The organism is Streptomyces sp. NBC_00568, assembly GCF_026341855.1.
Taxonomy (GTDB): Bacteria; Actinomycetota; Actinomycetes; order Streptomycetales; family Streptomycetaceae; genus Streptomyces.
The window spans coordinates 1882129-1900828 of the sequence record NZ_JAPENW010000001.1; the positions used below are offsets into that span (position 1 = coordinate 1882129).

Below are 18700 nucleotides of genomic sequence, written 5' to 3' on the forward strand. Positions count from 1 at the left end.
ACCGGGCGCACCGCGCGGGCTCGCCACCACGGCCGCGCGGGCGGGGGCTTCGGTCACCGGCCTCCTGTCGGCACGGGTCGTTTCCGGCCGTCCGCGGGCCGTACCGTGCCGGGCGACGGCGGTCCTCGCCGTCGGTCCCGGCCCTGACGACGCGCAGAATCCGTTCCTGGGGCACTCATTCCGGGTATCGGGGCTGCGGGACGAACTGCACGCACGGCGCGCAGCCCCGGACGGATGGACTCGACACGCGTGACGGAGCACCCCACCTCGCACGAGCGCCGGCAGAGCGGCGCCGGCCGGCCGCCCGCCCCCGCGGACCCTCGCGGGGCGCTCCTGCGTACCCCGGAGCAGCCGTCCCAGCTGCCGGGTTCCGGCGCGTTACCGGTACAGGCCCGTACGGGCGACGCCCCGAGGAGTTCGGGTACGGCCACGCCGCGCGGCAAGCGCGGCAAGGCCGGCGGCAAGGCGTCCCCGGACGCCGGCATGTCCGCGTCCTCCGGCACGGACGCGCCCACGCCCGCCTCTTCCGGACCCGGCCCGGAGCACTCCCAGCCCTCGGCGACCGAGCCCGATCCGCACCGCCCGCGCCCCGCGCCGGAGAGCATCCCGATCCAGCCGGACGCCGAGCAGGACCGTTCCTCGCGGACCTCCGGCGGCAAGGAGCGCCGGACCGGGCAGAGCCTGCCGCAGGGCGGTCCGATGCCGATGCGGCGCGACGGGGACCGGCTGCGCTTCGTGGGCGCCGCGACCCGGCGGATCGCCCGGGGCATCGACCTCGACGAGATCGTGATGGGGCTCTGCCGGGCCACCGTGCCGACCTTCTCGGACGCGATCCTCGTCTATCTGCGTGACCCGCTGCCGGTGGGCGACGAGCGGCCGACGGGTCCTCTCGTGCTGCGGCTGCGGCGGACCGACCGGATTCCGGAGGAGCGGGACACCGAGAGCGGTTTCCTGTCCGTGCTGCGGCCGGAGCCCAGTGAGCTGTCGGCGATGACGGCCGAGCTGTGCGAGGTGCGTCCCGGTGGCGCCCTCGCCGAGGTGCTGCGCGGGGTGCGGCCGGTGTTCGCGGACGCGCCGGCCGCGCGGGCGGCGCTGCCCGAGCTGCTCGGCGACGATCTGCCGGTCCCGAGCGGGCAGCGGGCGATTCTCGCCCCGCTGCGCGGCCGGCGCCGGGTGATCGGCGCGGCGCTGTTCCTGCGCCGTCCGGAGCGTCTCGCCTTCGAGGCGGACGATCTGCTGGTCGCGGCGCAGCTGGCCACGCACAGCGCGCTCGGTATCGACAAGGCGGTGCTGTACGGCCGTGAGGCGTACATCGCCGACGAGCTCCAGCGCACGATGCTTCCCGAGACGCTGCCGCGGCCCACGGGGGTACGGCTCGCGTCCCGCTATCTGCCGGCCGCCGAGACGGCGCGGGTGGGCGGCGACTGGTACGACGCGATCCCGCTGCCGGGCAGCCGGGTCGCCCTGGTCGTCGGTGACGTGATGGGTCACTCCATGACGTCGGCGGCGATCATGGGCCAGCTGCGGACGACGGCGCAGACCCTCGCGGGGCTCGATCTGCCGCCGCAGGAGGTGCTGCACCATCTCGACGAGCAGGCGCAGCGGCTGGGCACCGACCGCATGGCGACCTGCCTGTACGCCGTCTACGACCCGGTGTCGCACCGGATCACCATCGCCAACGCGGGCCATCCGCCGCCGGTGCTGCTGCATCTGGGCGGGCGTGCGGAGGTGCTGCGGGTGCCGCCGGGTGCTCCGATCGGTGTGGGCGGGGTCGATTTCGAGGCGGTGGAGCTGGACGCGCCGGCCGGGGCGACGCTGCTGCTGTACACGGACGGTCTGGTCGAGTCGCGGCTCCGTGACGTCTGGACCGGGATAGAGCAGCTGCGGGAGAAGCTCGCGGCGGTCGCGGCGCTGACCGGGCCGGATCATCCGCCGCCGCTGGAAGCGCTGTGCGACGAGGTGCTCGACATGCTCGGCCCGGGTGACCGGGACGACGACATCGCGCTGCTCGCGGCGCGGTTCGACGGGATCGCGCCGAGCGATGTCGCGTACTGGTTCCTGGAGCCGGAGGACGCGGCGCCGGGCCGGGCCCGGCGCCTCGCCCGGCGGGCGCTGTCCCGTTGGGGCATGGAGGACATGACCGACTCCGTGGAGCTGCTGGTCAGCGAGGTCGTGACGAACGCGGTGCGGTACGCGTCGCGGCCGGTGACGCTGCGGCTGCTGCGGACGGACGTCCTGCGCTGCGAGGTCGGTGACGACGTGCCTCAGCTGCCGCGGCTGCGGCAGGCGCGGGCCACGGACGAGGGCGGTCGGGGGCTGTTCCTGGTGAACCGGCTGGCGAGGCGGTGGGGGGCGACCCGGCTGAGTACGGGAAAGGTCGTCTGGTTCGAGTTGAACCGGAGCTGACCGGGTACTCGTCCGGCCTCGCCCCCGCGGGCCGGCACTGAACCGGTGCCGACCGGGCCGGCACCGAACGGTGCCGGTGCAGGACTCCGTCCTCATGTTGCCGACATGGTGTCGGCGGCGTTGACTGCTGGGGTGAGCGAAGCGACCTGACGACCTCATCTCCGACGGGAGGACGCTCGTGACGCAGGCATCCCAGAAGGCTCCGTACACCACGAACAATGTCGGGATTCCGGTGGAGAGCGACGAACACTCGCTCACCGTCGGACCCGACGGCCCGATCCTGCTCCAGGACCACTACCTCATCGAGAAGATGGCGCAGTTCAACCGGGAGCGGGTCCCCGAGCGGGTGGTGCACGCCAAGGGCAGTGGCGCGTACGGATTCTTCGAAGTCACCAACGATGTCAGTCAGTTCACCAGGGCCGACCTGTTCCAGCCGGGCAGGCGCACCGAGATGCTGGCCCGCTTCTCGACCGTGGCGGGCGAGCAGGGCTCACCCGACACCTGGCGCGACCCGCGCGGTTTCGCGCTGAAGTTCTACACCGAACACGGCAATTACGACATGGTGGGCAACAACACCCCGGTCTTCTTCGTCCGTGACACGATCAAGTTCCAGGACTTCATCCGCTCGCAGAAGCGCCACCCGGCGACGGGGCTGCGCGACCACGACATGCAGTGGGACTTCTGGACGCTCTCGCCCGAGTCGGCGCACCAGGTGACCTGGCTGATGGGCGACCGGGGCATCCCGAAGACGTACCGCCACATGAACGGCTACAGCTCCCACACCTACATGTGGATCAATGGCGCCGGTGAGCGGTTCTGGGTGAAGTACCACTTCAAGACCGACCAGGGCGTCGAGTTCCTCACCCAGGCGGAGGCCGACGAGCTGGCGGGGACGGACCCGGACCTGCACCGCCAGGATCTGTACGGGTCGATCGATTCCGGGAACGCGCCGAGCTGGACGCTGAAGGTCCAGATCATGCCGTTCGAGGACGCGGCGGACTACCGGTTCAACCCGTTCGACCTGACCAAGGTCTGGCCGCACGGGGACTACCCGCTGATCGACGTGGGCCGCATGGTCCTGGACAGGAACCCCGAGGACTACTTCATCCACATCGAGCAGGCCGCCTTCGAGCCCTCGAACCTGGTGCCGGGCATCGGGCCCTCGCCGGACAAGATGCTGCTGGGCCGGCTGTTCTCGTACCCCGACACCCACCGGTACCGGATCGGCCCCAACTACGCCCAGCTGCCGCCCAACCGGCCGCACTCCCCGGTGAACTCGTACGCCAAGGACGGCCCGATGCGCTACGAGGCGTCGAAGGCGTCCCGTCCGTACGCGCCCAACTCCTACGGCGGCCCGGCGGCCGACTACGGGCGGTTCGGTGACCCGGCGAGCTGGCAGACCGCCGGTGAGCTGGTGCGCGAGGCGTACAAGCCGCACCGCGAGGACGACGACTGGGGACAGGCGGGCACGATGGTGCGCCAGGTTCTCGACGACGCGGCCCGCGACCGTCTGGTGGGGAACGTGAGCGGCCATCTCCAGGCCGGCGTGACCCGCCCGGTCCTGGACCGCGCGATCCAGTACTGGCGCAACGTGGACAAGGAGATCGGCGACCGGATCGCGCACAGCGTCAACGGCGACTGACCCGGCCGGAAGACCCGAAGGTCCGAGGACGCGAGGAGGGGGCACCCGGAGTTCCGGGTGCCCCCTCCTGCGTGCTCACGCGCTACTGGCTGTTGTCCCGGTCGAACGGATTGTCGGGGATGCCGTCGGTGGGCGTTCCCGTCGGTGTGGACGGGCTCGTCGTCGTCGGTTCGGTCGTCGTGGGCTCGTCCGTGGGGGTCGGCGGGCTGCTGCTGGTGGGCGGCTCCGACGACGGTTCCTCGGTGGTGGGCGTCGAGGACGGCGTGCTGGACGGCGACTCGGTGACGGTGGGGAGGTCGGTCGGTTCCACCGCCGCGCCCGACGTGGTGTTCAGGTCGAACTCGGTGACCTTGCCGCCCATGGCCTGGAAGGTGTACGCCGCCCAGATCTGTGCCGGATAGCCACCGCCGTTGACACGGCCGCCCTCCGCGTAGAGGCCCGTGGCGCCCTTCATGGAGACCTGATTGTGGTTCTTCGCGTCCTCACCGAACAGCAGGACCGAGGTGACCAGGTTCGGCGTGTAGCCGGTGAACCAGGCCGACTTGTTGTTGTCGGACGTACCGGTCTTGCCGGCGACCTGCTGGCCGTTACGGTTCGGGTTGTTCCGCACCGAGACCCGGGCCGTACCGTCGTCGACCACGCCGGTCAGCACCGAGGTCACCGTGTCGGCGGCCTCCTCGCTGATGACCCGCTCGCCGGTCGGGTCCGGCATCTGGACCGTACGGTCCTTGTGCACGGCCGAGGCGACGATCGCCGGGGTGACCTTCTTGCCGTGGTTGTCGAGCGTGGCGTAGACGCCCGCCATCTCCAGCGGGCTGGCGCCCATGGAGCCGAGGGTCTGCGCGGGCACCGCCTGGAGTCCCTTGGTGTTCATGCCGAGCTCGCCGGCGACCTTCAGCACCTCGTCCATGCCGACGTCGACGCCCATCTGCGCGAAGACGGAGTTGATGGACTTGTTCATCGCGGTCTGCACGGTGACGGGGCCGTAGTTGTGCTCGTCCTCGTTCGGCGGCGCGAAGGCGATGCTGCTGCCCACGACGGGGCGGCGGCTGGTGCCGTCGTAGATCGTGTTCGCGGCGATCGGCCGGCCGGAGCGCGTCTTGGCCTCCTCGGCGAGGGCGGCCGCGAGGATCAGCGGCTTGAACGTCGAGGCGGCCTGGTAGTCCCGGCGCGTCGCGTTGTTGAGGTAGTGCTTGAAGTAGTCCTTGCCGCCGTACATCGCGAGGACCTTGCCGGTCTTGGGGTCGACCGACACGGCACCGGCCTGGATGTTGGCGTCGACCTTGCGCTTCTTCGGGTCCAGCTTGCTGGTGAGCTGCTGCTTGACCGTCTTCTCCAGCAGGGTCTGCTTCTTCTTGTCGATGTTGAGCGTGATGGTCCAGCCGCCCGCGTCGATGAGAGCGTGGGCGTCGTCCAGGTCGGCCGCGGTGCCCTGGGCGACGAGCTGCTTGGCCAGCTCGGCCTCGGCCTGGAACACCAGATAGCCGGTCTGGCCCTCCATGCCGGGGGCGCCCTTCGGGTCCTTGGGGACCGGGAACTTCATGCCCGCGCGCTTGCCCGAGTCGAGCCAGCCCTGCTCGACCATGTTGTCGAGGGTGTAGTTCCAGCGGGCCTCGACCAGCCTCTTGCCGGTCTTCGAGGCGACCGCCCAGTCGTACTGGCTCGGAGCCTGGAGCAGCGAGGCGAGGTAGGCGCCCTGCTCGACCTTGAGCTTGCCGGCGTCGACTTGGTAGTAGGCCTGCGCCGCCGCCTGGATGCCGTACGCGTTGCGGCCGTAGTAGCTGGTGTTGATGTAGCCCGCGAGGATGTCGTCCTTGGACTTCTTGCGGTCCACCTTCAACGAGATGACCAGTTCCTTCAGCTTGCGCGTGACGGTCTGGTCCTGGCTGAGGTAGTAGTTCTTGACGTACTGCTGGGTGATCGTCGAACCACCCTGCTTGCCCTTGCCGGAGAGGGTGTTGATCAGACCTCGGGCGGTGCCCTTGAGGTCGACGCCCGAGTCCTTGTAGAACGACTTGTTCTCGGCGGCGACGAAGGTCTTCTGGACGCCCTGGGGCACCTTGGACAGGTCGACTATCTCTCGGTTGACCTTGCCGGTGCGCCCGAGGAGGTCGCCGTTGCTGTACTTGTAGATGTTGCTCTGCCGCTTCGCGGCCGCGTTGCCCTCGGGCACGGACACGACCATGTACAGCACGATGAACGCGCCCATGCCGAGCAGGCAGACGCCGAGGAAGGTCCCGAGGACCGACTTCCAGTTCACGAACCTGCGTATGCCGGTGCGCTTGGGCTTGCCGCCCGCCTTCGCGCCGGTGGCCCCGGGGGCCGCCGACTGATGCCCCGACGAGCTCTGGGGCGCCGCGCGGCGGCCCTGCGCCTGCCGCGCTCGTCTCTCTTCAGCTCGTCCCATGGGTCGATCCGCTCCGCTTCACTCTCGTGTGGCACACAAGTTCGTCGCTCAGGTCAGCTCAGAAAGCTAACACCGCGCGCTATGACAAAGGGCAGCCGATCCGGTCTTTTCCGGACGTGACAATCAGCACGCCTTACGCACAGGCCCCGAAGAAACCGACGAGCGGGAGGGGTGGAAGGTTGCGTGCCGGGTAAAGTGATATCACTTAGATAGACAGAAGCTATGCCGTACGAAACGGGGGACCGACCATGTCGTCACACACTTCCCACGACTCCTCACCCGCCCCGGGCGCATCCGCCGCCGGGACAGCGGGCGACGGGCCCGAGATGCCGGCGCCCCGCGTCCGGGAGTTCGCCGCGCACAGCATCGGCGGGGGGCTCGCACTCCTCCTCGGCCTTCTCGGACTGCTCCTCGGCGCCGCGCTGTGCGCCGTCGGCGGCGCGGTGGTCCACACCGGCGGCGCCCAGGCCGCGCTGATCACCACCGGCGTCCTGGTCGGCATCGCCGCGTTCTTCGCGATGTGCGGGCTGAACACCGTCGCGCCCGGCGAGGCCCGGGTGGTCCAGCTCTTCGGGCGCTACCGGGGCACCATCCGGCAGGACGGGCTGCGCTGGGTCAACCCCCTGACGTCCCGGACCAGGATCTCGACGCGCGTGCGCAACCACGAGACCGCCGTCCTCAAGGTCAACGACGCCTACGGCAACCCGATCGAGCTCGCCGCCGTCGTGGTGTGGAACGTCCGGGACACCGCGCAGGCGTCCTTCGAGGTGGACAACTTCCTGGAGTTCGTCGCCACCCAGACCGAGGCGGCCGTGCGCCACATCGCCATCGAGTACCCGTACGACGCTCATGACGAGGACGGCCTGTCGCTGCGCGGCAACGCCGAGGAGATCACCGAGAAGCTCGCCGTCGAACTGCACGCGCGCGTGGAGACGGCCGGCGTGCGGATCATCGAGTCGCGCTTCACGCATCTCGCGTACGCTCCCGAGATCGCCTCCGCGATGCTCCAGCGCCAGCAGGCCGGAGCGGTCGTCGCGGCGCGGCGGCAGATCGTGGACGGCGCGGTCGGCATGGTCGAGGCGGCGATCGCCCGGATCACCGAGCGCGACATCGTGGAGCTGGACTCCGAGCGGAAGGCGGCGATGGTGTCGAATCTGATGGTCGTGCTGTGCGGGGACCGCGCCGCCCAGCCCGTTCTGAACACGGGGTCCCTCTACCAGTGACGGCTCCTACGGAGGGGACACCGCCGCGTCGGCCGCAGCAGCAGCGCAAGCAGGTGCTGCTGCGGCTCGATCCGCTGGTGTACGAGGCCCTGGCCCGCTGGGCGGGCGACGAACTGCGGTCGGCCAACGCGCAGATCGAGTTCCTGCTGCGCCGCGCGCTCGCCGAGGCCGGCCGGCTGCCCGGCGGGACGGGCCCGATCCCCCGCCGCGGGCGGCCGCCGGCCGCCGCGGAGCCGGAGGGCCCGGAGGCCTAGGGCGCGCCCTCTCGCGCACCTCCGCCCCGCCCGGCCCCGGGTGCGCGCGGCCTCGCGCCTCGCGCCCGTCCCGGTCGGCGGGACGGCTGGTTCAGAACCGTGACAAACGGCCGTGACCAGCCGGATCTCCCCCTCCGACTCCCCTCCTGTCCCCCTCCGTCATGACCTATACGCGGCGCGTATACACACCATGTATACGCGCTGTGTAGAGTGCTCCGCATGTCCATCGGTCACACCCTCCTAGGGCTCCTGGAGTCCGGGCCGCGCCACGGTTACGACCTGAAGCGGGCCTTCGACGAGAAGTTCGGTCACGACCGGCCGCTGCACTACGGCCAGGTCTACTCGACGATGTCGCGGCTGCTCAAGAACGGGCTCGTCGAGGTCGACGGGATCGAGGCGGGCGACGGGCCCGAGCGCAAGCGGTACGCGATCACCGAAGCCGGGATCACCGACGTGGAGCGCTGGCTCGCGACGCCGGAGAAGCCCGAGCCGTACCTCCAGTCGACCCTGTACACGAAGATCGTCCTCGCCCTGCTGACGCACCGCGACGCGAGCGAGCTCCTCGACACCCAGCGTTCGGAGCATCTGCGCCTGATGCGGATGCTGACCGAACGCAAGCGCAAGGGCGACCTGGCCGACCAGCTGATCTGCGACCACGCCCTCTTCCACCTGGAGGCCGATCTGCGATGGCTGGAACTGACCGCCGCGCGCCTCGACAAGCTCGCCGAGGCGGTGACGGTCCGATGACCTCGACGACCCCTCCGGAGGGCTCCCTGCTCACCGCGTCGGAACTGCGCAAGGCGTACGGCCCGACCACCGCGCTGGACGGCGCCGAGTTCTCCATCCACCCCGGCGAGGTCGTCGCCGTGATGGGTCCCTCCGGCTCCGGCAAGTCCACCCTGCTGCACTGCCTCGCCGGAATCGTCACACCCGACTCCGGCTCGATCACGTACAACGGCCGCGAGATGGCGACGATGAACGACGCCCAGCGCAGTGCGCTGCGCCGCTCCGAGTTCGGGTTCGTCTTCCAGTTCGGCCAGCTCGTACCTGAGCTGACCTGCGTGGAGAACGTCGCGCTGCCGCTGCGGCTGAACGGCAGGGGCCGCAAGGACGCCGAGCGCGTCGCGCTGTCCTGGATGGAGAAGCTGGAGGTCGACGACCTCAAGGGCAAGCGGCCCGGTGAGGTCTCCGGCGGTCAGGGACAGCGCGTGGCGGTCGCCCGTTCACTGGTCACCGACCCGCGGGTGCTGTTCGCCGACGAGCCGACCGGCGCGCTCGACTCCCTCAACGGGGAGCGCGTGATGCAGCTGCTGACCGACGCGGCCCGCTCGACGAACGCCGCCGTCGTCCTCGTCACGCACGAGGCGCGGGTGGCCGCGTACTCGGACCGCGAGATCGTCGTGCGGGACGGCAGGTCCCGGGACATGGAGCGGATCGTATGAGTGCGCGCCAGTGGTCCCGCGACCTCGGCATGGGCGCCAGGTTCGCGGTGACCGGGGGCCGTGAGGCCTGGGTGCGGGTCCTGCTGACGGCCGTCGGGGTCGGACTCGGGGTGGCGCTGCTGCTGCTCACCACGGCGCTCCCGAGCGCGCTGGCCTCCCGGCACGACCGGGAGCGCGGCCGCAGCGACATGACGTACAGCTCGACGGTCAAGAAGAAGTCCGACCGCACGCTGCTCGTCGCGACCTCGGACACCACCTTCCACGACGAGGACGTACGCGGCCGGGTGCTCCAGCCCGAGGGGCCCCGGGCGCCGTTGCCGCCGGGCGTGTCCGCCTTCCCGGCGGTCGGCGACATGGTCGTCTCACCGGCTCTGGACCGGCTCCTGAAGTCCCCCGAGGCCAAGCTCCTGCGTGAGCGGCTCGTCTATCGCGTCAGCGGCACGATCGCCGACAGCGGGCTCGTCGGTCCGCACGAACTCGCCTACTACGCGGGCGCCGACGACCTGAACGCGACCGAAACGACCACCGGCCGCCTCGAGCGCATCGACGCCTTCGGCTCCACCGGGCAGTCCGAGGCGATGGACCCCGTCCTGCTGCTGCTGGTGCTGATCGTCTTCGTGGTGCTGCTGATGCCGGTCGGCGTCTTCATCGCCGCGGCCGTACGGTTCGGTGGCGAGCGGCGCGACCGCCGGCTGGCGGCGCTGCGGCTGGTCGGCGCGGACGGGCGGATGGCCCGGCGGATCGCGGCCGGCGAGGCGCTGGCCGGAGCCCTGGTCGGACTGGTCCTCGGCGCCGGGTTCTTCCTGATCGGACGTCAGCTCGCGGGCATGATCATGCTCTTCAGGGTCAGTGTCTTCCCGGGCGACCTCAATCCGACGCCCGCCCTGGTGGCACTGGTGGCCCTCGCGGTCCCCGCCGCCGCGGTCGCGGTGACCCTCTTCGCGCTGCGCGGCGTCGTCATCGAGCCGCTCGGAGTGGTGCGGACCGCGCGCCCCTCGCGGCGCCGGCTGTGGTGGCGGCTGCTGCTGCCGCTGGGCGGCCTCGCGATGCTCTACCCGATGATCGGGCAGGGGCGGACCAACGGGGACTTCAACGAGTACCTCGTCGTCGGCGGCGTCATCCTGCTGCTCGTCGGCATCACGGCGCTGCTGCCCTGGGTCGTCGAGGCGGTCGTCGCCCGGCTGAACTCCGGTGGCGTCGCCTGGCAACTGGCGGTCCGCAGGCTTCAGCTGAGCAGCGGCACGGCGGCCCGCATGGTCAACGGCATCGCGGTGGCGGTGGCCGGTGCGATAGCCCTGCAGATGCTGTTCGCCGGGGTCGACGGCGACTACACCAAGGTCAACAAGAACGACCTCACGCGGGCCCAGATGTCCATGAACGTGCCGGACAAGGTGCCGACGGACAAGGCCGTCCGGGAGCTGTCCGGGACCAGGGGGGTCACGCACACGACGGCCCTCGGGCGGACCAGCCTGGGCGACGGGCGCGACGAACCCGAGCGCCAGTCGACCGTGACGGTCGGCGACTGCGCGGCCCTGCGGGAGGCGGCCCGGCTGCCCTCCTGCGAGGACGGCGACGTCTTCGCGGTGCCGGACTCCAAGTGGGACACCGCCACCGCGGCACTGAGCAAGGCCGGCACCAGGCTCTACCTCGACCCGTCCTACGGCTCCTCCGTCAAGGGCGAGGAGATCCCCTGGACGGTACCGAAAGACATCAAGCGGGCGGGCTCCCGCGAGGACCCGTCGGGCGACGAACGCGGCGGCTTCCTCTTCACGACCGGCGCGCTGCCCGGGAAGGCCGCGTCCACCGTGAGCGCGACGGTCTATCTCCAGCTCGACGAGTCGGTGCCGGACGTCCGTGAACTCGTCCGCAACAGCGCGGCGCGCGTCGATCCGCTGGCCGACGCCGCCACCTGGTCGGCGACGACCCAGTCCGGGAAGTTCACGTCCATCCGTACCGGGCTCTTCGTCGGCGCGGCCTGTGTTCTCGTGCTGATCGGCGCGAGCCTGCTGGTCTCCCAGCTGGAGCAGCTGCGCGAGCGCAAGAAGCTGCTGTCGGCCCTGGTCGCCTTCGGTACCCGGCGCCGCACGCTGAGCATGTCGGTGCTGTGGCAGACCGCGATCCCGATCGCCCTGGGGCTCCTCCTCGCGTCGATCGTGGGGCTCACCCTCGGCGCGGTCCTGCTGAGGATGACGGACACCGCGGTGAGCGTGGACTGGGCGAGCGTGCTGTCGATGACCGGCATCGGTGCGGGAGTCGTGCTCCTGGTGACCCTGCTCAGCCTGCCGCCGCTGATCCGTCTGATGCGGCCGGACGGGCTGCGTACGGAGTAGGACCCGTACGCGTCGTGCGCCGTCGCCGGTGGCCCTCCCCGCCCGGGGAGGGCCACCGGTTCGCGTTCAGATGCTGTACTCCCGTACCACGCGCCGGACTTGGGCGAAGAGCATGCCCACGTTGACCGCCTTGCGGCAGACGACCACGGCGACCACGTCCTGCTGCTCGTTCATCCGCACGAACAGATGGGTGAGGTTGTCGCTGTTGACCAGGATCTCCTGGAAGAAGTGCTGGTCCGACTCGATGCCGCGACGTTCTTTGAAGACGTCCTCGATCATCTGGACCGTGCGCCCCTGGAACAGGTCGAGGGTCGCGCCCGCGAGCAGGTCCAGGACCTCCGGCGGATGGTTGTCGACGGTCTCGTACGAGAGCAGCATTCCGGTCGACATGTCGACGGCTCCGGAGGCGAGGCAGTCCGGCGCGTCGGTGCGCAGTGACTTGACCAGACCCATGATCTGGTCGGAGAACCCCGGCGTCATTCGCTTGCTGGCCATGTCGTCATACCCCTTCGGTCGCGGTTTCGGTCATGGCTCCGACGAGCGGGTCGGGGTCGGTGCCCGTGAGGATCGATTCGATGCGGCCGAGGGCCGGCCGGGTCCGCTCGTGGAGCCGTTCGAGGTCGATGCCCTCGTCGCCCAGGACGATCATCAGCGCGGTGTCCCCGACCGCGTAGAAGGCCGCGAGGCCCTGGCTGCCGTAGGTCACGGTCTGGCGGAACGTGCCCCGGCCTGTCACGGCGGTCGCGCGGCGCGCGATGCCGAGGCCCGCGGCGGCGATCGCGGCGAGGCTCTCCGGGTCGATGATGTCGGCGGTGTCCGCCGCGATCAGCATTCCGTCGGCGGCGGCCACCGCCGTATCGGTGATTCCGGGGACCTGTTCTCGGAGGCCTCTCATTTCCCTGGCCAGTGCCTCGTGATTCATGTAATCAACTCCCTGATAACGGGGTGCATTCGATCGATGGCAGGCATGCGGTCTCAGGCACCGGAATCCGGGGTCCAGATGCGGTGCCGGAGACGGAAGAACCCTTTCCAGCTCGCCCCGGCCCTTTCGGGGGCGAGAGTTTCGGTGATTCCGCTCGCGCCGGGCTCACGGCGGGGCAGGGACGGTGCGTTCACGCCGGGCTCGCGGCGGGGCAGGGACGAAGCGGTCGCCCCGGGAACGGGAAGCGGGCCGGGGAGCGGCCGGGGCTCCGGTGCCGGACTCTCTCCGTCGGCCACCGCGGAGGCCAGGGCGGAGAACACCATGGGATCCATCGCGGGTGCGGCGGCCGGTCGCTGCCGGAGCGCTCCCGTCGGTGGGATCCGCACGGTGACCGGGGCGGCGGACTCGGGCTCGCCCGGCAGCTCCAGCAGACCCTCGCCGAGCATGCGGGCCATCCCCACCGTCACGGTGTAGGCGCCGAGGCCGGTCGCGAAGGCGATGTCACGGGCGGTCCGCCGGCCGTCCGCGTGGGCCAGTAACTCCTTGTGCGGAGCGGGCAGTTGATCGCGTATCTCGTCCGGAACGGCGGCGGGAACAGGGCGTTCGCGGTCCGGCCGTACGGGCTGCGGCAGGGCGGCGACCGCCGCCAGCTTCCTCGCCGCGTCCTGCAGCAACCGTCCCGGCGCCTCGCCGAAGGCGACCGGCGCGTACGGCTCGAAGGCGGCGTCCAGGGGGTCGCAGGCCTCCACATCACCGGCCACGACGGCGAACGCCGCGTCCTGCATCGCCATCATGCAGACGACCCGGAGCTGCGCGGCCCCCGCGTAGCCGTGCGCGACGAGCCCGGCCTCCGGCCACCGGGTGCCTCCGGACTCCCGGAGCAGTGCGGCCCACTGCTCGCCGCTGACACGGCCGGAGCGCAGCAGCCGCGCCTCGGGTCCGGGTGCGCCCGGACTTTCGACGGCGACGACACAGCCGTCCCGGAGATGGAAGACTCCTCCGGGTCTTCCGGACACCCGCAGTTTCCCCGTCGCCCGAGTGCCCTGGCATTCGCTCAGCGCGCGCGACAGCAGGTCGTATCCGACCCTGCCAAGGGAATCCCGAATGCCCGACATCACTCCCCTTGGAACTTCCGGCGCTTCGCACTGACGCCTGACGTTTCACTCTGAGGGGGTATGTGTATCAGCCGGGGCGCATATCCCAGCGAGAGTCGCGTTACCTGACGGAAGTTGAGATTTCCCGCCTGCCGAGGTGCTTCATCAGTCGTTCGAATGACCGACTCTGCGCGGTGGTTCAGGCTTCCGGGCCCAGCACCCGTACAGGCAGGGGGCGCAGTGCCTCGCGCAGCGCCTCCGCCAGTTCCTGGTACTCCGGGCCCCGCGCGGCACCCGCCCGCATGGCGAGCGCGATCCGCCGGGTGGGCGCCGGATCCGCGAAGTATCCGGTGAGGAGCTGATTGCTGCGGGTCGTCTCCACCTTGACGGCGGTGCGCGGCAGCAGTGTCACGCCGAGACCGCCGGCGACCAGCTGGACAAGGGTCGACAGGCCCGCGGCGGTGGTCGTGACGGGGGCGTCCGCGCGGCCGGCCTCACGGCAGATGTCCAGGGCCTGGTCGCGCAGGCAGTGGCCCTCGTCGAGCAGCAGGAGACGGAGTTCGCGCAGCGCCTCGCGCGGAATGCCCTCCCGGCCGCCGAGCCAGTGGTCGAGCGGGGTCACCAGCACGAAGTCCTCGTCGAACAGCGGGAGTTCGGTGACACCGGGCATGCCGAGGGGCACCGCGAGCAGCAGCAGGTCGAGCCGCCCGACCGTGAGGCCCTCCAGCAGGCTGGCCGTCTGCTCCTCGTGCACCTGGAGGTCGAGGTCGGGGTAGCGGTCGTGGACGAGCCGCAGGACGGTGGGCAGGAGGTACGGGGCGACCGTGGGGATGACACCGAGGCGCAGGGCCCCGGTGAACGGCGCGCGCACGGCCTCCGCCTCTTCCATCAGCGCGCCGACCTCGCTCAGCACCGCCTTCGTGCGTACGGCGAGACGCTCACCGGCAGGCGACAGGAGCACCTTGCGGGTCGTACGCTCCAGCAGGGTCACCCCGAGGATCTCCTCCAGGGCGGAGACCGCGCCGGACAGCGCGGGCTGGCTCATGCCGATCGCGGCGGCCGCGTCACGGAAGTGCAGATGCTCGGCCACGGCGGCGAAGGCGCGCAACTGCGCGAGGCTGGGCTGACGTCGCCCGTTCCCCTTGCCGCCCGCCCTGCCGCCGGCCCCCGCCCTGCCGGGTCCCACCCTGCCGAGGGGGGAGGCCGACGCGCCCGCGCCGCCGGTGCCGCCGATGGGGCTCGCCATGGCTGTTCCTCTCACTTCGAGTCGATATCACCGAAGGTGACTGATAGTCCCACCCGATCAACACGACCGAGTGTAGCTATTTCCCGAATCAATGCTGCCTGTGTCAACATCAATTTCGTCCAACCCAAGGGAAAAGCCCTCAAAAGGGGCGATTCCTCGCTGCAAGGAGATCGTGTGCTCACCGTCGGTGACAAGTTCCCCCAGTTCGACCTGACCGCTTGTGTCTCGCTCGAAAAGGGCCAGGAGTTCCAGCAGATCGACCACAAGACCTACGAGGGCAAGTGGAAGATCGTCTTCGCGTGGCCCAAGGACTTCACCTTCGTGTGCCCCACCGAGATCGCCGCCTTCGGCAAGCTGAACGATGAGTTCGCCGACCGTGACGCCCAGGTCCTCGGCTTCTCCGGCGACTCCGAGTTCGTGCACCACGCCTGGCGCAAGGACCACGAGGACCTGCGGGACCTGCCCTTCCCGATGATGGCCGACTCGAAGCACGAGCTCATGCGTGACCTCGGCATCGAGGGCGAGGACGGCTTCGCCAAGCGCGCCGTCTTCATCGTCGACCAGAACAACGAGATCCAGTTCTCCATGGTGACCGCCGGCTCCGTCGGCCGTAACCCCAAGGAGGTCCTGCGGGTCCTGGACGCTCTCCAGACGGACGAGCTCTGCCCGTGCAACTGGACCAAGGGCGAGAACACCCTCGACCCGGTCGCGCTGCTGGCCGGTGAGTGACCTTCCATGGCCCTCGACGAACTGAAGTCCGCCATACCGGACTACGCCAAGGACCTTCGCCTGAACCTCGGTTCGGTGATCGGCAACAGCGATCTCCCGCAGCAGCAGCTGTGGGGCACCGTGCTGGCCTGCGCGATCGCGTCGCGTTCGCCGCGCGTGCTGCGTGAGCTGGAGCCCGAGGCGAAGGCCCAGTTGTCGCCCGAGGCGTACACGGCCGCCAAGTCGGCCGCCGCGATCATGGCGATGAACAACGTCTTCTACCGCACGCGGCACCTGCTCTCCGACCCGGAGTACGGGACGCTGCGCGCCGGTCTGCGGATGAACGTCATCGGCAACCCGGGCGTGGAGAAGGTCGACTTCGAGCTGTGGTCGCTCGCCGTCTCCGCCGTCAACGGCTGCGGGCAGTGCCTCGACTCCCACGAGCAGGTGCTCCGCAAGGCGGGCGTCGACCGGGAGACGATCCAGGAGGCGTTCAAGATCGCGGCCGTCCTCCAGGCGGTCGCCGCCACGCTGGACGCCGAGGCCGTTCTCGCCGAGTAGTCCTCGCGCAACCCGGGCAGTCCGGGCCTGCTCGAGCTTTCAGGGCCCCGTTCACCTGTGTGGTGGGCGGGGCCCTGAGCGTTGTCGTCCGCCGGGCCGGTCAGGGGCCCGCGCGGTCGGCCGCACCCCTCGACAGCGCACGGCGACCGCGTGAACGGGGGCGAAGCCGCTACGGCGTCAGGCGCCGGTCGGCCGGGAACGCGTCCAGGGCGGTGGCGCCCCGCGGCTCCGGGGCGTGGCGCAGGCCCGCTTCATGGGCGTACGAACGCAGGTACACGACCACCGTGTTGGTCACCGCGACCAGCGGGACCGCGACGACCGCTCCGCCGATGCCGGCGATCATGCCGCCCGCGGCGACCGAGAGGACCACCGCGAGAGGGTGGACACGGACCGCGCGGCCCAGGATGAACGGCTGGAGGATGTGGCCCTCGATCTGCTGGACGGCGAGGACCACGGCGAGGGTCATGACCGCGGTGAAGACGCCCTGCGTCACCAGCGCGACCACCACGGCGAGCGCGCCGGAGATCACCGCGCCCACCAGCGGGATGAACGCGCCGAGGAAGATGAAGACGGCGAGGGGCACGGCCATGGGGACGTCGAGGAAGTAGATGCCCAGGCCGATGAAGATCGCGTCGATCAGAGCGACTATCACCGTGCCGCGGACGTACGCCGTGAGCGTGCGCCACGCGCGCGGACCCGCGCCCGCGACCCCGGTCCGGGCGGCGGCCGGGACGAGCTTGAGCGACCACTCCCAGATCCGCTTGCCGTCGTAGAGCAGGAAGAGGGTCGAGAACATCGTCAGCAGGATGCCGGTGAGGGCCTCGACGATCACCGTCACGCCCTGCAGGCCCGCCGAGGTGATCTGATCCGTGTTGGCGCCGATCGCCTCGCGGAGGTTCTTCGCGATCTCGTTGATCTGCTTGTCCGTCACATGGAACGGGCCCTTGAGGAGCCACTTGCGCAGCTCGTCGATGCCGTCCTGGATCTGACCGGAGAGGTTGTCGATGTTCTCCTGGACCTGCCAGACCACGAACCAGCCGACCAGCCCCATGATGACGAAGCCGAGGATCGCGGTGAGCGCGGTGGCGAGCCCGCGCGGCACCCCGTAACGCGTCAGCCGGGCCACCGTCGGCTGGAGCAGCGCGGTGATGAGCAGCGCGCTCACGAAGGCCAGCACCACCAGCTGCACGGCGCTGATGACCCGCATCGCCACCCAGACGGTGCCCGCGAGGATGAGCAGCCGCCAGGCGGCCTCGGCGGCGACACGCACCCCCCACGGCACGGCGAGCGCGGGGTCGGGGCGCTGGGGCGTCAGCACGTACGCGGCGGTCGTGGCCGTCTCCTCGGAGGGGCGCTGGACCGGGAGCGCTGACGGCTCCGCGTCCGTCACCGGGCCCTGCGGGGGCTCGGGAGCCTCCGGGGCGCCGGAGGCGTCGAGGGGTGTACGCCCCTCGGGAACGCCCTCGTCGTCGAGGGAGCCCTGTGACTCCAGCTCGACCTCGGCGCGGCGTTCGTCCAACCGCTCCCCCAGCTCGGTGAGTCCGGCGCCGAGCCGGCCGAGCCACCCTGGTACTCGCGACATGATGCGTCCTTTTCCCCCGTTGCTCCCCACCACTCCCCCCTGGAGTCGTCGGGTCCGACCGTACATGGCCGAAGCCCCTCCCCCTAGGACGGGGAGGGGCTTCGGAAGGTTGAGCGGCCGGCGTACGGCGTGGCACTCAGTACCAGTGGTTGGCCTGCCAGAACGACCAGGCGTCACACGGGCTGCCGTACCGGCTGTCCATGTAGTTGAGGCCCCACTTGATCTGCGTGGCCGGGTTCGTCTGCCAGTCGGAGCCGACGGACGACATCTTGGAGCCGGGCAGGGCCTGGAAGAGACCGTAGGCACCCGAGGAGGCGTTGACCGCCTTGTAGTTCCAGCTCGACTCGTGATTCACGATGTTGCTGAAGCACTGGAACTGACCGCTCGGGACCATCTGGCGCGCCATCGCCTGGATCTGGGCGACGGTGTACGAGGACTGGACGGAGAAGCTGGAGGCGTCACGCGTCGCCGAGCGGCTGGCCGCTTCCGCGGCAGCCTCCTTGCGCGCCTGGGCTTCCTTCTCGGCCTTCGCCTCGGCAGCCTTCTGCTTCGCGACGGCGTTGTCGGCCGCCTGCTTGCGGGCGGCTTCCTCCGCGTCCTTCTTGGCGCTGGCGTCCGCGGCGATGGCCTGGGCATCGGCCTGCTGCGTCAGGGACGCGGTCTGCACCTGGGCCTGCTGGCCCGCAGGTATGTCTGCGAGGAGGGTCGAGTCGCTTGCCGTCGCCTCGGCGTCGTTCGAGGGCTGGGCGGTGCTGCCCGAGGCAACTCCGACGACGCTTCCGACAGCGGTGACCGCGGTGGCCGAAGCCACTGCGAATCCCCGGACCGAAATCCGGCTCACACGGTTTCCTTCCAGCATCGCCCGCTTAGGTGACCCTCGCGG

16 protein-coding genes are annotated in these 18700 nt (G+C 70.5%); 9 read left to right on the plus strand and 7 right to left on the minus strand.

Going from position 1 to position 18700, the window contains the following annotated elements; genetic code table 11:
* The first annotated feature begins 249 nt into the window (after positions 1-249).
* The gene (locus tag OOK38_RS08005; RefSeq protein WP_266762302.1) at positions 250-2406 is read left to right on the plus strand and encodes a SpoIIE family protein phosphatase; all 2157 of its coding nucleotides are present in this window, start codon (positions 250-252) and stop codon (positions 2404-2406) included.
* A 178-nt stretch (positions 2407-2584) separates the two neighbouring features.
* Positions 2585-4048: a catalase gene (locus tag OOK38_RS08010; protein WP_266762300.1), complete on the plus strand. Its 1464-nt coding sequence runs from the start codon at positions 2585-2587 to the stop codon at positions 4046-4048.
* Between the two features lie 82 nt (positions 4049-4130).
* Here the strand turns inward: OOK38_RS08010 and OOK38_RS08015 are convergent, their stop codons facing one another.
* Entirely contained in the window at positions 4131-6455 is a 2325-nt protein-coding gene (locus OOK38_RS08015; RefSeq protein ID WP_266762298.1) for a transglycosylase domain-containing protein, read from the minus strand.
* 248 nt (positions 6456-6703) lie between these two features.
* Between OOK38_RS08015 and OOK38_RS08020 the strand changes: the two genes are divergently transcribed.
* From OOK38_RS08020 to OOK38_RS08040, 5 genes are all read left to right on the plus strand, one after another.
* Positions 6704-7678, plus strand: a complete 975-nt coding sequence (locus tag OOK38_RS08020; RefSeq protein ID WP_266848266.1) for an SPFH domain-containing protein — start codon at positions 6704-6706, stop codon at positions 7676-7678.
* Positions 7675-7932, plus strand: a complete 258-nt coding sequence (locus OOK38_RS08025) for a hypothetical protein (RefSeq protein WP_266762295.1) — start codon at positions 7675-7677, stop codon at positions 7930-7932. Before OOK38_RS08020 ends, OOK38_RS08025 begins: the two co-directional genes overlap by 4 nt.
* A 219-nt stretch (positions 7933-8151) precedes the next feature.
* Positions 8152-8679, plus strand: coding sequence for a PadR family transcriptional regulator (locus tag OOK38_RS08030; RefSeq protein WP_266762293.1), 528 nt, complete (start codon positions 8152-8154; stop codon positions 8677-8679).
* On the plus strand, positions 8676-9374 hold the full coding sequence (locus tag OOK38_RS08035; RefSeq protein ID WP_266762291.1) for an ABC transporter ATP-binding protein: 699 nt from the start codon (positions 8676-8678) through the stop codon (positions 9372-9374). The genes OOK38_RS08030 and OOK38_RS08035 overlap by 4 nt, the downstream gene beginning before the upstream one ends.
* Entirely contained in the window at positions 9371-11704 is a 2334-nt protein-coding gene (locus OOK38_RS08040; RefSeq protein WP_266848268.1) for an ABC transporter permease, read from the plus strand. Before OOK38_RS08035 ends, OOK38_RS08040 begins: the two co-directional genes overlap by 4 nt.
* Before the next feature lie 66 nt (positions 11705-11770).
* Here OOK38_RS08040 and OOK38_RS08045 read toward each other — a convergent pair whose 3' ends face one another.
* From OOK38_RS08045 to OOK38_RS08060, 4 genes are all read right to left on the minus strand, one after another.
* On the minus strand, positions 11771-12199 hold the full coding sequence (locus OOK38_RS08045) for a hypothetical protein (protein WP_266762287.1): 429 nt from the start codon (positions 12197-12199) through the stop codon (positions 11771-11773).
* Positions 12200-12203: 4 nt separating this feature from the next.
* Positions 12204-12626: a roadblock/LC7 domain-containing protein gene (locus OOK38_RS08050; protein ID WP_266848270.1), complete on the minus strand. Its 423-nt coding sequence runs from the start codon at positions 12624-12626 to the stop codon at positions 12204-12206.
* 53 nt (positions 12627-12679) lie between these two features.
* Entirely contained in the window at positions 12680-13642 is a 963-nt protein-coding gene (locus tag OOK38_RS08055; protein ID WP_266762284.1) for a MarR family transcriptional regulator, read from the minus strand.
* Between the two features lie 277 nt (positions 13643-13919).
* On the minus strand, positions 13920-14828 hold the full coding sequence (locus OOK38_RS08060) for a LysR substrate-binding domain-containing protein (protein ID WP_266849315.1): 909 nt from the start codon (positions 14826-14828) through the stop codon (positions 13920-13922).
* Between the two features lie 312 nt (positions 14829-15140).
* Here OOK38_RS08060 and OOK38_RS08065 point away from each other — a divergent pair, with 312 nt between their 5' ends.
* Both OOK38_RS08065 and OOK38_RS08070 read left to right on the plus strand, forming a co-directional pair.
* Positions 15141-15695 (plus strand): peroxiredoxin, encoded by a 555-nt coding sequence (locus OOK38_RS08065; RefSeq protein WP_266762282.1) that lies wholly within the window; start codon positions 15141-15143, stop codon positions 15693-15695.
* Between the two features lie 6 nt (positions 15696-15701).
* Complete coding sequence (locus OOK38_RS08070; RefSeq protein WP_266762281.1) at positions 15702-16235, plus strand: alkyl hydroperoxide reductase; 534 nt, start codon at positions 15702-15704, stop codon at positions 16233-16235.
* A 169-nt stretch (positions 16236-16404) separates the two neighbouring features.
* Here the strand turns inward: OOK38_RS08070 and OOK38_RS08075 are convergent, their stop codons facing one another.
* Positions 16405-17817, minus strand: coding sequence for an AI-2E family transporter (locus tag OOK38_RS08075; RefSeq protein ID WP_266762280.1), 1413 nt, complete (start codon positions 17815-17817; stop codon positions 16405-16407).
* 136 nt (positions 17818-17953) lie between these two features.
* A complete protein-coding gene (locus OOK38_RS08080) occupies positions 17954-18676 on the minus strand; it encodes a transglycosylase SLT domain-containing protein (protein WP_266762279.1) in 723 nt (240 codons plus the stop codon).
* Positions 18677-18700 lie beyond the last annotated feature (24 nt).

What these genes read in the sequence shown, in the direction of transcription:
- OOK38_RS08080 (WP_266762279.1), bottom strand. Translation starts at nt 18,676, where the DNA reads ATGCTGGAAGGAAACCGTGTGAGCCGGATTTCGGTCCGGGGATTCGCA.
- OOK38_RS08035 (WP_266762291.1), top strand. Translation starts at nt 8,676, where the DNA reads ATGACCTCGACGACCCCTCCGGAGGGCTCCCTGCTCACCGCGTCGGAA.
- OOK38_RS08070 (WP_266762281.1), top strand. Translation starts at nt 15,702, where the DNA reads ATGGCCCTCGACGAACTGAAGTCCGCCATACCGGACTACGCCAAGGAC.
- OOK38_RS08075 (WP_266762280.1), bottom strand. Translation starts at nt 17,817, where the DNA reads ATGTCGCGAGTACCAGGGTGGCTCGGCCGGCTCGGCGCCGGACTCACC.
- OOK38_RS08040 (WP_266848268.1), top strand. Translation starts at nt 9,371, where the DNA reads ATGAGTGCGCGCCAGTGGTCCCGCGACCTCGGCATGGGCGCCAGGTTC.
- OOK38_RS08020 (WP_266848266.1), top strand. Translation starts at nt 6,704, where the DNA reads ATGTCGTCACACACTTCCCACGACTCCTCACCCGCCCCGGGCGCATCC.
- OOK38_RS08045 (WP_266762287.1), bottom strand. Translation starts at nt 12,199, where the DNA reads ATGGCCAGCAAGCGAATGACGCCGGGGTTCTCCGACCAGATCATGGGT.
- OOK38_RS08030 (WP_266762293.1), top strand. Translation starts at nt 8,152, where the DNA reads ATGTCCATCGGTCACACCCTCCTAGGGCTCCTGGAGTCCGGGCCGCGC.
- OOK38_RS08015 (WP_266762298.1), bottom strand. Translation starts at nt 6,455, where the DNA reads ATGGGACGAGCTGAAGAGAGACGAGCGCGGCAGGCGCAGGGCCGCCGC.
- OOK38_RS08050 (WP_266848270.1), bottom strand. Translation starts at nt 12,626, where the DNA reads ATGAATCACGAGGCACTGGCCAGGGAAATGAGAGGCCTCCGAGAACAG.